The 13,090-nt window shown below is 64.7% G+C and carries 16 protein-coding genes; 10 read left to right on the forward strand and 6 right to left on the reverse strand.

Annotated features, from left to right (window positions below; all coding sequences use genetic code 11):
• The 10 genes from N803_RS18735 to N803_RS10910 all read left to right on the forward strand — a co-directional run.
• Nucleotides 1–691: hypothetical protein (locus N803_RS18735; RefSeq protein ID WP_211253505.1), on the forward strand; the 691-nt coding region annotated here is incomplete at its 5' end.
• 82 nt (nucleotides 692–773) lie between these two features.
• Nucleotides 774–1,430 carry a hypothetical protein gene (locus tag N803_RS18555; protein WP_035905215.1) on the forward strand — a complete coding sequence of 219 codons (657 nt, stop codon included), beginning with the start codon at nucleotides 774–776 and terminating at the stop codon, nucleotides 1,428–1,430.
• Nucleotides 1,414–2,526 (forward strand): XRE family transcriptional regulator, encoded by a 1,113-nt coding sequence (locus tag N803_RS10875; protein ID WP_169743084.1) that lies wholly within the window; start codon nucleotides 1,414–1,416, stop codon nucleotides 2,524–2,526. Before N803_RS18555 ends, N803_RS10875 begins: the two co-directional genes overlap by 17 nt.
• A 141-nt stretch (nucleotides 2,527–2,667) precedes the next feature.
• Entirely contained in the window at nucleotides 2,668–3,885 is a 1,218-nt protein-coding gene (locus N803_RS10880) for an SIR2 family protein (protein WP_035905220.1), read from the forward strand.
• Nucleotides 3,878–5,902 carry an ATP-binding protein gene (locus tag N803_RS10885; RefSeq protein WP_052112177.1) on the forward strand — a complete coding sequence of 675 codons (2,025 nt, stop codon included), beginning with the start codon at nucleotides 3,878–3,880 and terminating at the stop codon, nucleotides 5,900–5,902. Before N803_RS10880 ends, N803_RS10885 begins: the two co-directional genes overlap by 8 nt.
• Before the next feature lie 225 nt (nucleotides 5,903–6,127).
• Nucleotides 6,128–6,745: a hypothetical protein gene (locus tag N803_RS10890; RefSeq protein ID WP_156969750.1), complete on the forward strand. Its 618-nt coding sequence runs from the start codon at nucleotides 6,128–6,130 to the stop codon at nucleotides 6,743–6,745.
• 204 nt (nucleotides 6,746–6,949) lie between these two features.
• Entirely contained in the window at nucleotides 6,950–7,198 is a 249-nt protein-coding gene (locus N803_RS10895; protein ID WP_035905223.1) for a ribbon-helix-helix domain-containing protein, read from the forward strand.
• A complete protein-coding gene (locus N803_RS17980) occupies nucleotides 7,195–7,434 on the forward strand; it encodes a DUF4258 domain-containing protein (RefSeq protein ID WP_084764409.1) in 240 nt (79 codons plus the stop codon). The genes N803_RS10895 and N803_RS17980 overlap by 4 nt, the downstream gene beginning before the upstream one ends.
• A gap of 48 nt (nucleotides 7,435–7,482) precedes the next feature.
• Nucleotides 7,483–8,091: a hypothetical protein gene (locus tag N803_RS17550; protein WP_052112178.1), complete on the forward strand. Its 609-nt coding sequence runs from the start codon at nucleotides 7,483–7,485 to the stop codon at nucleotides 8,089–8,091.
• Between the two features lie 21 nt (nucleotides 8,092–8,112).
• Complete coding sequence (locus N803_RS10910; RefSeq protein ID WP_052112179.1) at nucleotides 8,113–8,328, forward strand: VOC family protein; 216 nt, start codon at nucleotides 8,113–8,115, stop codon at nucleotides 8,326–8,328.
• 51 nt (nucleotides 8,329–8,379) lie between these two features.
• Here the strand turns inward: N803_RS10910 and N803_RS10915 are convergent, their stop codons facing one another.
• From N803_RS10915 to N803_RS10940, 6 genes are all read right to left on the reverse strand, one after another.
• Nucleotides 8,380–8,973, reverse strand: a complete 594-nt coding sequence (locus tag N803_RS10915; protein ID WP_035905227.1) for a hypothetical protein — start codon at nucleotides 8,971–8,973, stop codon at nucleotides 8,380–8,382.
• A 75-nt stretch (nucleotides 8,974–9,048) separates the two neighbouring features.
• Complete coding sequence (locus tag N803_RS10920) at nucleotides 9,049–9,948, reverse strand: PhzF family phenazine biosynthesis protein (RefSeq protein ID WP_035905229.1); 900 nt, start codon at nucleotides 9,946–9,948, stop codon at nucleotides 9,049–9,051.
• A 170-nt stretch (nucleotides 9,949–10,118) separates the two neighbouring features.
• Nucleotides 10,119–10,757, reverse strand: coding sequence for a dihydrofolate reductase family protein (locus N803_RS10925; protein WP_035905231.1), 639 nt, complete (start codon nucleotides 10,755–10,757; stop codon nucleotides 10,119–10,121).
• Between the two features lie 104 nt (nucleotides 10,758–10,861).
• Nucleotides 10,862–11,962 (reverse strand): phospho-N-acetylmuramoyl-pentapeptide-transferase, encoded by a 1,101-nt coding sequence (mraY, locus tag N803_RS10930; RefSeq protein ID WP_035905233.1) that lies wholly within the window; start codon nucleotides 11,960–11,962, stop codon nucleotides 10,862–10,864.
• 104 nt (nucleotides 11,963–12,066) lie between these two features.
• Nucleotides 12,067–12,552 (reverse strand): hypothetical protein, encoded by a 486-nt coding sequence (locus N803_RS10935; RefSeq protein WP_035905237.1) that lies wholly within the window; start codon nucleotides 12,550–12,552, stop codon nucleotides 12,067–12,069.
• Between the two features lie 37 nt (nucleotides 12,553–12,589).
• A complete protein-coding gene (locus tag N803_RS10940) occupies nucleotides 12,590–12,931 on the reverse strand; it encodes a gamma-glutamylcyclotransferase family protein (protein WP_035905240.1) in 342 nt (113 codons plus the stop codon).
• Nucleotides 12,932–13,090: the final 159 nt, after the last annotated feature.

A 13,090-nucleotide genomic window follows, 5' to 3' on the forward strand; every position in this document is an offset into this window, starting at 1 on the left:
CTCAAAGCCCACCACTCCACGGGACTCTTACAAAGCGGTCGAACCACTCGTCACCGCGGCTGACCCTGCAGCGGCCGCCGATGTGTTGGACGAATGGCTGCATAACGCGGGAATCCCTGCACCACACGCCAATACGTTCAGCAGGATCACTCAACCCTCTGCCGCATTGCAGCCCGTCATTGATGAGCTGCTCGGTCGGCGCGGTCGTGCGCACATCGTGATTCAACGACGACTTGTCGCCAAGGATGGGCTACCGATGGACGCGACAACTTGGGGCGTCGACGACATCCCGCAGTTGGTGTGGCCCTGTGCGCTCCCCGACCACTTGCGTGAATCCACCCGACCCGATCAGCGCATCCTGCGAGCTGTCGTCTCGATGATCCTCGTGAGGATGTGCTCCGACGCGAAGGACTGGGTCGAAGCGGGTGCCGCCCTCGGGTTCCCGCCGGACAAGTCCCGCAACTGGACCCGGTACGCCTTCGCTGGGAAGTGGGGAATGAAAGAAGCATTGCTCGGAGCCGCCGAGCCAATGATCCAGGCCTTGAAATCGCAAGGTGCACGCCATGCATGGGGCGACCGCCCGCGGATCTCGGGCCACGGCCAATCGGCCCTGCAGCTGGCACAACAACCGCACTGTCACCTTCACCAAGCCTCTGCACGGTGCCCATGCATCTGGTCAGCGGAGAAGTAGGTCCCCACGCCCGGCGCGTCGAACGCACGTCTTATTTCAACTGGGGTTAATATATAACCGATTCCAAGCGAAAGGTTGTGTCATGACCCCAGATGACATGAGGCGGCGTGTCGAGCGCTGCGCCGACGCGGTATCCGTCGAGCTATATGACGGGGTCACCACGGGCGTGGCCTCAGCTCTAGCGATGCTCCGAGGCTTGCCAAACAGTGGTGACTACCCGCATCTCCTCTCCTTGAACGCGCGAGCTTTCATGCGCGAGCACTGGCTGGGCCACGGCCTTCCTGCGGAGTGGTCCGTTGCAGGGAACCCTCGTTTGATGGGCCAGACGATGCTTGTCAACACACACGAGAACATAGAAATGCGGCTCTTGAAGGAGCGTCGTCGGACGTACCCAGGCGGTGTGCCCGTCGCAGGTGCGAGTACGGCTCGGCAGGGAGCCTGGAGGCAACCTGCGCTGGGCCTCACACTGCCCGCGCAGCCGGTGTCCGACGACTGCATCAGGTTGCTCGTTCTGTGGGACGCCGCTCAGATCCATGGGGAATTCGGGATCACTCTGCGAGTCGTCCACACCCTGGAGCCTGGATGGTTCGGTTCGAAGGTTCCGCTTGACCTCAGCTACGAAATCAAGCCGACCGGCGGCATCTTCGACATGCTGCGATTCCGTGGCGACGCGCAGGACGAGGATCTCTTCGCCGAGATCGAGCGCGAGGAGAACGAGGGCGATGAAATCGCTGAGTGAGGCGACACCTCGGGGCTCTCGCTTGGTCACCCTTCGGCATCTCGAGGAGCTCACCCAGGCTGACCTCGCGTCACGCTTGGCTGTTTCCCAGAGCTTCGTCTCCCAAGTCGAGAAGGAGTCCAAGCCGCTTCCCCTCGAGGTGGCCCGGCAGGCGTGTATCGAGTTTGACGTGCCCGAAGCGTTCTTCACGGTGCCCCCCGATATGTCCGATCTAGGTGTCGCGACCTTCCGCAAGTCGTCAAAGGCAAGTGTTCGCGACGAGCATCATGTGAAGGCCCTTTTCGGTGAGGCGGCTCGGCTCTTTCGGTTGGCCTCAGAGTCTTCGAACTACCGTCAGGTCGACCTCGCAGCTCTCGCCTTGGTCGACGAGGAGGAAGCCGCGGCGGCCATCCGCGCGCTACTTGGTCTCCACCCCCACGATCCGATCCCGAACGTGACGAGAGCTCTTGAGCGCCTTGGAGCAGGTGTCATCCACGCCCTCGCCCCGCTCGACAGAAGCCTGCTCGATCATGACGGCATTTCGCGACCCCACCTCGCAAACGATCGGCCCCTGGTAGCGACGGTCAGCGACCAGCCCCCGGCGGTCACGCGCTTGACGCTTATGCATGAGTTGGGGCACCTCATCTATGACCGCACGCTGACCACGCCGATCCGGAGCACGCGTTCTCCGGAGGAGCGGCGGGCCTACCGTTTCGCGGGGGCGATGCTCGTCCCAGCGGCAGTTGTTCGCAAGCGGATCACGGAATCATTGACACTGCATGGGTACCTTCGAGTCAAAGCCGATTACGGCGTTAGTGTGTCCGCTCTGATCAAGCGTGCTTCGGACCTTCGGGTAATCAGCCCCGACCGCGCGCGCAGCCTGTACATCCAGCACTCATCCCAAGGATGGCGAACTTCCGAGCCCGTAGAGGTTGCACAAGAGTCCCCACGCCTCCTCTCGCAAGCGGTTCGCCGCGGACTCGGCGGAAACACCGCGGTCGTGGCAACAAGGTCGGGCGTGAAGGAGTCGTTCATTGCGCACTGGACGGACCTGAGTTCTCTGCCAGCAGCGGAAGCTCAAGTGATTCCGATTGGCCGACGGGCGGTTGCGCCGTGAGCAGACGACCGCGGTGCGGCGACGATTCCCTCTCCAACCAACAGATCCACCCAAACGGCGAAGAAGGATTCAGGCTGTGACGACGAGGACCACCACGAACGAGGTCGGACTGCGAGCGCGGGGCGAGGGGCGGGGAACCGCATGACCCTCGTGTCGAAAGAGCTGACATCCGAGCGCTTGCGTGACTTAGTGCAGGACGCCCATCTCTCGTTCCTGATCGGTGCCGGCGCTTCCGCCCCCATGTTCCGACTGCTCGGAGACGTCGAGAATATGCTGACAAGTCTCGAGGCTGCTGACGTCGACGAGGACGCAAGAGCATTCGCCCGAGCTTCGATCTATTCAGGATTCTTCCGCAGCGTGGTCCTGAAAAACCAGGACCTGCTCGCACGCACAGGCGAGGCACCTCACCTATTGACGCGTTATGAGTCCTTCCTGGGCACAATCAACCGGTTGCTCATCGAACGCCGGAGTTCGATCCTCAACAAGCAGGTCAACATCTTCACGACCAACGTCGATCTGGCCATCGAGATCGCCGCCGAGACGCTCCAGGTTCATCTCAACGATGGTTTTGCGGGGCGACTCCAGCCAAGCTTTAGCACATCGAACTTTGGCTCCGTCGTGTCACGTCGGAGCCTGCAGTACGACAACCTGTCCGAGGTACCCACCTTCAACCTGCTCAAACTGCATGGCTCGGTCGGTTGGTCGGCTGAAGGTCAGGACGAGAACCGCCCGGGGATCTCGCTTGACGCGCGCCTTGAGCGAGTGGCCACAGCAGCCGAGGCGCTCGACGCGGTTGACACGCTTTTGATCGACGTGGGACAGGGGACAACTCTGCAAGAGCTCCTCCAAGGGCCGGTGCCTCTGAACTCGGTTGATTTGCTGAAGCCCTTTCTCGATGCGTACCGACAGTTGGCGATCGTCAACCCGACGAAGACGAAGTTCCAGCAGACCGTTCTGAACCAGAACTATTACGATCTGCTCCGGCTGTTTTCTAACGAGTTGGAGAAGGAGAACGCAGTGTTGTTTGTAGTCGGGTTCTCCTGCCGCGACGAGCACATTCGCGAACTCATGGTTCGAGCGGCGCGAACGAATCCGACATTACAGATCGTCATCTTCGCCTACAGTCCCCACAGTGCCGCTGAGATCGAGAGGGCCTTCGAGGGGTATCCGATCACCAACAGCAACATCTTGGTGGTCGCACCACCAGACACGCCCGAAGGTCATGAAGGGCTGCGCTTCGACCTGCCGACCGTCGTCGCGGAGTTCTTCGACAAGGTGGCGCCAAACGTCTCCACACCGAAGCAGGCAGTCGAAATAGAGGTATCCGTGAAGGAACCCTTGGTTGCGACCGATGATTGACCACGAGCTGCTAACGCGGGACGCAGTCTTTCGGGTCGGTGCAGTGGTCGGAGTCCAGGGCCGCACCGTTCGAGTGCGCGTCGACAAGGCCAAGAATGGAGCGCATCTGATCTACCAAGGCAGGTTGCTCCGCAACGTTGGCGTCGGCGGCTACTTGAAGATCACCAAGGGTTTCTCCGAGTTGGTTGCGAAGGTGGACGGCGAGGAGGTGGCTGAGGCGCGAGGTGATGACGCCTATCGCAGTTCCCGGGACCGAGTCGAGCGAATCCTCACAGTCAGCCTCATCGGCTTCATATCCGGTGGCCAGTTCCGCCGTGGAGTGCGGGAGCTCCCACTGGTAGGCAATGAATGCTTCCTGCTCGATGAGCAGGAGTTCGATCGGATCCACAGCTTCGTCGATCAGAAGGACCGGGCGCTGACGATCGGGCAACTTGCGATGGAGAAGGGCCAGGACGTCCGCGTAGGTGTCAACGCCCTCTTCGCAAGTCATATCGGAATCTTCGGAAACACGGGGAGCGGTAAGTCGTACACGCTGACGAAGCTGTACCACGAGCTGTTTGCCGCGTACGGCGACTCCGAACCCTTCAAGAAGCGCGCCCGCGTTCTGCTCATCGACTTCAACGGCGAGTACGTAAACCGGTCGGGAGCTGAGGATGGTGCTCAGAGCAGTTCGGTTCTGACGGACAACGAGCTCAAGACCCAGTTCGTCCTCTCGACTCGCACCGAGGCGGGCGATCGGCTGCCGCTTAGCAAGGAGGCGATGGAAGATCCGACCATCTGGACGGTTCTTCTCGACGCCACGGAGAAGACGCAAGCACCCTTCGTTCAGCGGACACTGCAGCGCGATTACTGGGAGACGCGGCTCGGGACAGGAGGCGACCTGGCGTCTGCGGTTGCTGGCATCACATATGCCGCCATCCGAAGTAGTGACCCCGCCCTTGACAAAGGCCTCGTCGTAAAGTTCCTCGAAGAGGTCGAGGGTTGTATGGGCGACGACGCGCCCGGTGGTCTGGGTGCGTACATCCGAGACATCCAATCGAACCTTGGATATCACTCGATGAGCAAGTGCTTCTACTACCGTGGCGACGGAGTCAGCCGGTATGCGAACGACCCGAATTACGACAGCTTCTTTAAGGAGCTGACGTACACCCGCATCGGCGAGCTTGGCTTCGACCCGAGCGCTTTGCAGGACGTCGATCGGATCCGCTTCAAGCTCGTGCTTCAGTACTACTCGGACATCTTCAATGGCTATGCCAACCGTGAGCACCTTGGGCCATTGATCAAACGCCTTGAGTCGCGAATGCCCCGTGTGAAGCGCCTTATCCGGGTCTCGGACGATCCTCTTCTTGGCAAGCCGCTCACGGTCATCTCATTGCGCGATGTCAACGTTGAGATGCGCAAGGTCATACCACTGCTGATCTGTCGCCAGTTGTACGACGAGAAGAAGCGCGACGCTGATCCGTCTCGATACCTCAACATCGTCGTCGACGAGGCGCACAACATCCTCTCCAGCGTGTCTTCGCGAGAGAGTGAAGCTTGGAAGGACTACCGCCTCGAGACCTTCGAGGAGATCATCAAAGAGGGTCGGAAGTTTGGCGTCTTCCTAACAATCGCGAGCCAGCGGCCGCACGACATCTCTGAGACGGTCATCTCGCAACTGCACAACTATTTCCTTCACCGACTTGTGAACAACCTCGACATTCTGGCAGTCGAGAAGGCTGTCGCCTACCTGGATCGGGTGTCCTTCGAGTCGCTGCCCATCCTCCCAACCGGGTCCTGCGTGCTGTCCGGGATCTCAACGCAGGTGCCTGTAGTTGTCGACGTTGCGCAGCTGCCGTCGGTCTACGAGCCGAACAACCGGACGATGACTCTCGCCGACGGCTGGGTGCCGGGTACCGATCCGGATGGCGAAGGGCCGGCCTCCCAATCGGCCGAGAAGCCGGACGACCCGCTTGGCCTCTCGCCGGATGACTTCACCCGACTGGGGAGTTGGGCGGTGGACGAGCCGCCATCCTGAAATGTGGAAGGGCAGCGCCGATCCCTCCCGTCCCAGTCTCCGTGCAGATCTCGACCCAGATCGCTTTCCGCAGCGCGTGGAGCGGGCGTGGTCCGGACAGAATGAATATGAGGCCTGGCCGACTCAGGCGAGGGCGCTTCTGGGAATGCTCGCGGGGTCGAGGCGCGCGTCCTCGTCCGACTTGATTGTGTCGCAGATGACGCCTGAACCTTCTACGCTGACTCGGTGATGGATGGTCCCGGCCAGCGAGCAGCAGTGCCGTTCTTGCGAGCCCTCACGCACTGCACGGACCACCTCGATGACCTTGAGTTGTTCGAGGTCTGCACGCGCGGCGGTGAGGCTGAGCTCAACGACTTGCTCAGACACGCGACAAACCGGATCGTGCGACCCGGTCAAATCGTGCAGCGAGAACAGTCCCGGCGCGGGCTCATCGCTCGAGCTGATCTCACGCTGACCGACACCGGCTCGGGGATGCTGTGGGCCGTCATCGAGTCGAAAATGGTGTACTCCACCGACGCCGTCGATGCCCAGGGCATGTGGGGGCCCAAGTTCGCAAAGGACGTTGCGAAGTTGACCCGCATCCCTGACCCGAACTTGCCGGGGTTCCTGCTCACTTGGATGCCGCATTTCGCGACGCTCCGTCGCCCATTGCGATACATGCGTGGGCACTCCGCCGACGGCAATGGTTTTGCTGCGCGCCGCACCGTCGACGAGGCACGGGCCGCCGTGGAGGGTTGGCTCGACACCCACGGTGTGAGAGCTCCACGAGTCACAATCCGTGAAGCAGACAGCACAGATGGGCACTTCACCCTTGACGCCTACCTAACGTTGATACCCCGGTGAACATCGAGGTCGGGTTGATCGGACGCCTGCGCAACCGCTAGTCCCAAAATCTGCCGCTGGTCGCGTCTCAGAATCCTTCGGCGCCCCCACGGGCGTGTCTCAGAATGGTCCAGGGCTGACAGCCATGCTGGAGTTTGGTGGGCCATGGAGCACGTTGCCCCATGACCCATGGCTCATTCACCCATTCCGTAATACGATTAGGAAATGGAGAAGATCAACGGCGAGCCCGTGAGCCCAGAGCAGATTCAGGCCTGGGCCGATGAGGCGGAAGCAGGCTACGACGTGGCGGTGCTCCGCAAGCGGGGCCGCAAGCCACTCGGTGATGGGCCCGCGCGTGTCGTGCCGGTGCGACTCGACGACACGCTCCTCAGTGCGCTGGACGCACGCGCTGCACGTGAACACATCAGCCGATCTGAACTCATCCGTGCGGCTCTCCGCGACTACGTGGCGTGAAGGTCAACGACTCAGCCCGACGCCACGGAATCGACGAACGGGACATTCTTCATGCAGTTGAGCATGCGGCGTACGTATCTGAGCCAGACGATGAAGTGCCCGCCAAGCAGTTCGTACTCGGATTCGATACGCAGGGGCGACTGCTTGAGCTGGTCGTCCTGACCTTCGACAGTCGCAGTCGACTCGTCATCCACGCGATGAAGGCACGTCGGAAGTATCTCGACCTGCTCGAGTGATCTGCCGGCTGACCTCACGGAGCGCGGTCGTGTGCAAGGCTGGCTTTCGTGTCCCGCGATCGCTTCCACGTCTCGGTCGAGGAACCCGCGGGGGCGCCGGTCGGGCGCGTTCTGGTCCTCCCGGGATCGGGCTACACCGTCGACCACCCGCTGCTCTTCTGGGCTAGCCAGGTCGCGCTCGATGCGGGATGGCGCGTGGCGTCCATGCGATGGACGGTGGACGCCGACGCCAAGAAGGCGCCAGGGGCGTTCGTCACCGAGGCAGCCGAATTCCTCTGTGCGTCAACCGATCCGGCCCCGGTCACCGTCGTGCTGGCCAAGTCGCTCGGCACCCACGCGGCGCCGTGGGCGACGACCAAGGGCTACCCGGGGATATGGCTGACGCCCATCCTCCGCGATGAGGCCATCGCAGCCGCTCTCTCGGCATCCGGCCCGCCTGCCCTCACCGTCGGCGGCACGGCGGACGCCCTGTGGGGCCGCGAGGTTGTGCCTGATCTGAGGGGTGAGGTGGTGGACATCGCCGGCGCCAATCATGGCCTGCACGTCGGCACCGACTGGCGCGCCTCGCTCGCCGCGCTGCATCGAGTGCTCGATCACGTCGAGCGGTTCCTGTCGGCTCGGGCGCGGGGAGTCGTCGCCTACTACGACGGACGGTGAGTCGGCCAGTACCTCCGACCCGTGAGCGATCCGGGGCAGCCGGACGCCAGGTCCAACGTCGTCGGCATCCGCAACGTAGCCTTCGAGGTCGAGGACCTCCATGGCATGGTCGCGCGGCTCGCGGCCGACGGCTACGGCGTCGTCGGCGGCATCGGCGAGTGGGAGGACGCGTGGCGGATGACGTACATCGGCGGGCCGGAGGGCAGCATCGTCGCCCTCGCCGAACGTCTCGGCTGAGAGCGCCTCGGCGGAGGCGACTCGACTGAGGGCGGCTCGGCTCAGGCCGTCTCAGCTGACCTTGGCGCAGATGCGTTCGCCACCGCCGAGCACGACGACCGCCGTCTTGTCGGCCAGGGCGTCCTTGCTCGGGCGGAAGATGAACGTGCCCCTGACCGTCTCGCCGGCAGCGGCCGTGTCGTCACTGCGGAACCCGATGCCGTTCCTGCGGCTGTCCCAGGCGTTGGAGTCGTCACCGATCCGCTCGGCCTCGATCTCGTCGTCGCCCACGAGCAACCGGAACTCGCTCGAGTCGGCCGTCGCCAGAGTGTTGCTGGAGGCGCGCAGCGACATGGTGAGCAGGGCGCCGGTCTGGCCGTCCTTGATCCACCCCTTGTCGTAATCGTCGACGTCGTACGGCGCCAGAGCCGCCGTGTAGATCCCGCCGTCGGGCATCATCGCCTGGTTGGCGCACATGCCGCCGACACCCTGGCGCCCCATGCTCGGGTCGACCTCGTCAGAGCCCGTCGTCGAGCCTGCCGTCGAACCAGCACTGGTCGACGCGGAATTCGCGGCGGCCGACGTGGCGTCGGCCGAGCCTCCGTCGCTTCCACATCCGGACACCGCCACCACGGCAACGGTCGCAAGCAGCGCAAGTCTGCGCACGGCATACCCCCTCGTTGTTTCTGCCGCCCATCCCCGGACGACCTGTCCACCGTAATGGACGGCGCACCTGTCTCCTCAGGTGAGCACCGAGCCGTCGGCCACGATGAGTCCGGCGCCGCTGATCGTCACGTCGTCACCGTCGACGGTGATGAGGATGCGGCTCGGCCGCCCCAGGTGATGCCCCTGCTCGACGACCGCCGGCGTGCCCGGGGGGACGCGCCCTTCAGCCACGAGCTTGGCGATGAGCGGTCCGGCAGCAGTGCCGGTCGCGGGGTCCTCGACGATACCCATCGTGGGGTTGAAGAAGCGCGCGTATGCCGCGTGGTCACCGTCGACCGTATCGATGCTGTAGACGTAGCACCCCTCTCCCGCAACGGTTTTCAGCACCGCAGCGAGGTGGCGCGTGTCTGGCTGGGTGCGATCGACGGCGGCTCGGTCGCGCACGGGAACGAGGAGGTGACCGGCGCCGGTGGACACGACCTGGATCGTGGAGCCCGCCGTGTCATCGAGGTCGGCGACCGTGAGGCCGAGTCCGTGGGCCAGCGACTCTCTGTTCTCGGGCACGGCCCCGAACTCGGGAGCCGACTGCCGGATCGACACCTGCGAGGGTCCGTCCGCCGGGCGTGCGACGCTCACGGGCAGCAGGTCGACTCCGATCTGCACGACGAACTCACTGCGCTCAGAGGGCAGCACGCGCTCGACGAGCCACAGGCACGCGGCGAGCGCGTTGTGCCCGGCCCCACCGACCTCGGCGCCGATCGGCGTGAACGACCGCAGCTGCCAGTCGGCGTCCACCCCGGAGTCGGGCGCGACGATGAACACCGTCTCCGACTGGTTGAACTCCCGCGCCAGCGCCTGCATCTGCACCGTCGTGAGGTGGTCGGCGTCGGGGATGACAGCGGCGGGGTTGCCAGTCAGCGGGCGCTCGGCGAAGACGTCGACGAACGAGAACGGCGTGGACTGGGTCTGGGTCATGCGCTCGAGCCTGTCACCCCTCGAGGTTGCGGACTAGCGTCGGCGTGCGCCACTGCCCGACCCGGGCGAACCACTGGCCGCCCTCGATCAGGATGGCGAGGAGCGCGGCGTACTCCCAGCGCCCAGGCTGAGGTGGCGCCGCCGCAGCTCGTGCCACCGTCCGGCGCCGGTCAGCGGGGCTTGCGGTTCCACAGGTGATGAGTGATGCCGCCCGAGGCGACGACGTCGGTGTCGAAGCGTTCCTCGACGCCGGCCAGGCCCTCCCACAGGGGAGTGCCCCGGCCGAGGACGACGGGGATCGTCACGATGTGCAGCACGTCGATGAGGTCGGCCTCGAGGAAGGAGCGGACGGTGGTCGGGCCGCCGCCGATCCGGACGTCCTGCCCGTTCGCGGCCTCACTGGCGAGAGCCAGCGCCTCGGCGGGTGAGGCATCGACGAAATGGAACACGGTTCCGTTCTCGAAGGCGATGGAGTCACGCGCGTGGTGGGTCAGGACGAACACCGGCGTCCGGAAGGGCGGCTCGTCGCCCCACCACCCGACCCAGCCGTCGTCGGTCCACGTCCCGGTCTGAGGTCCGAACTTGCCGCGGCCCATGATCTCGGCGCCGATGCCCTGACCCCACGTCGAGGTGAGAGCCCGGTCGAGGGTGAAGGGTGCGTCGACGGGTCCGAACCCGTGGATGAACCGGCCGTCGAAGTGGGCGAACAGGGCTCGCGCATCGCCGATCGGCTTCTCGAGGGTGATGTGGTCCCCGGCGGCGAAGCCGTCCATGGACACGAACAGGTTGTGGACCCTGGCTTTGGACATGAGCGTCACGCTACGTGGGGGGACCGACGGTCGGGGGACCGATGGTTGGAGCGCTTCGAGTCAGTCGGCCCAAAGGCCCGAAGCCAGGCGACGAGACCCCTGGATCAGGATCCGGCGAGGATCCATTCGCCATAGAACACGCCGAGCCCGGCGAGCACGCACACGCCACAGATGATCCAGAAGCGGATCGTGATGGTGATCTGCTCCCAGCCGAGCATCTCGAAGTGGTGGTGGATCGGCGTCATCCGGAACAGCCGCTTGCCGACGCCGCCGTTGCTGCGCTTCGTCGCCTTGAAATAGCCGACCTGCAACATGACCGACACCGTCTCCATGACGAACAGGCCACCGATGATGACGGTCAGCAGTTCGGTCCGGGTCATGATCGCGAGACCCGCCAAGGCGGCACCGAGACCGAGCGAGCCCGTGTCGCCCATGAACACCCGGGCCGGAGCCGCGTTCCACCACAGGAAGCCGAAGCAGGCGCCCATGATGCAGGCCGCCACGACGGCGAGGTCGAGCGGATCGCGCACCTCGTAGCAGCCGGCCGACAGAGTGTTCGCGCAGTTCTCGTTGAACTGCCACACGCTGATGAGGACATACGCGCCGAACACCATCGCGCTCGCGCCAGTGGCCTGACCGTCGAGGCCGTCCGTGAGGTTCACGCCGTTGCTCGCACCCGCGATCATGAGGTTGGCCCACACGACGAAGAGGACGAGCCCAATGGCTGTGCCGAACACCGCGAGGTCGATTGCCGTGTCGCGCGTGAACGAGATCTGGTAGCTCGCCGGGGTGACGCCATTGCGCGAGAACTGCATCGCCAACACCGCGAAGATCACCGCGACGACCGTCTGACCGATGAGCTTCTGCCCGGACCGCAGACCCAACGACCGCTCACGCGTGATCTTGGTCCAGTCGTCGAGGAACCCGACGAAACCGATGCCGACCATGAGGAAGAGGACCAACAGGCCCGAAGCGGTCGGTGCGTCCCACGTCACGAGGTGCGCCACGGCATACCCGATCAGTGTCGACGCGATGATCGCGAGTCCACCCATCTGCGGGGTGCCGCGCTTCGTGTGATGGCTCGTCGGGCCGTCGTCGCGGACGAACTGCCCCCATCCCTGACGCGTCGCGAGCCCCACGTAGTAGCGGGTGCCCACCAACCCGAAGAGCAGGGCGACCAGGCCGCCGATGACGATGAGCTTCACCGGGAGAGGCCTCCTTCGAGGGGGCGACGGCTCGGTGTCCGGAGGGCGCGCGCGTGTCGGTGCATGATGCTGAAGTATGCCGGTCGCGCGGTCGGGATTCCGAGTCAGTGTCCCTGCAGGTCCCGCACGAGTCGCGGGATCCGCCGCTGCCCCACGAGCGAGAACCACCGGCCGGCCGGGTAGGCGAGCCTGACGACGTAGTAGTTGACGAACTCCGCCACGCCGAACAGCCAGATGAGCACGCAGAGAACCGTCGCGCCCGAAGCCCCGGGCCACCACCGGAACACCCCGATCAGCCCGGCCATCAGGAGGATCGAGTTCACGACCCGAAGGATCCGGTATGCCGTCCGCTCGCCTTCCGGCATCGCTTCACCCGTGCCGATGCGGCCTCGGGCGAGGAGCCAATAGGCGCCGGCCTGGACGAGGATGACGAGGAGCGGGACGAGGGCCGACCAGAGGGCGGGGACGGCATCGGGGTCCAGTCGTGGCGCGACGGAGAAGTGGGCGAGCAGAGCGAAAACCGTTGCGGCGACGAGTTCTCCGGTGCCGAGGCTGAGGTAGCGCCGTCGCAGTTCCCCTTGGCTCCCCATGGTTCCAACGTAGGCCGTGCGATCTCGCGGGGGTGAGTCAGGTGGGGGCCTGGCTCGCCAGAACGTAGATGTGGACCACGACGTCGCGACCGTCCTCGAGACGCGCGATGGTAGGGACCCGCTCGTAGCCGTCACCCTCGAACTCGTCGAGCATGCGCCACAGGGTCCTCAGCCGGTCCGAGTGGAGCACCATGCCGGACACGTCGGGTCCTTCCGAGTCGAGCACGATCCCGGGGAAGCCGGACTTCGCACCCCACCCCCGCGGCAGCAGCCGGCCCCGGACTGTTCCCGGCGCCCACGTCCCCGGCACCCGCGCCAGCACATGGGCGTTGGGACGACCGGGCGCCAGCGTCCCGTAGACGAAGAGGTGGTCGGCCATGAACGCAGGAACCTCCGTGACTCGGCGTCGGATGGCGTTGCTCGAAGCGTGGCCCGGCTTGCGCGTCCTGTCAAAGGCCTTCTCCGGCCGCTGCGGCCGGGTCCGGAACTGTGGGGTTGTCGGCGCGGCCAAGGGTGGTGCGACCTCACGAGCGGGAGC

This window comes from Knoellia subterranea KCTC 19937, from assembly GCF_000768685.1.
In the GTDB taxonomy this organism is placed as follows: domain Bacteria; phylum Actinomycetota; class Actinomycetes; order Actinomycetales; family Dermatophilaceae; genus Knoellia; species Knoellia subterranea.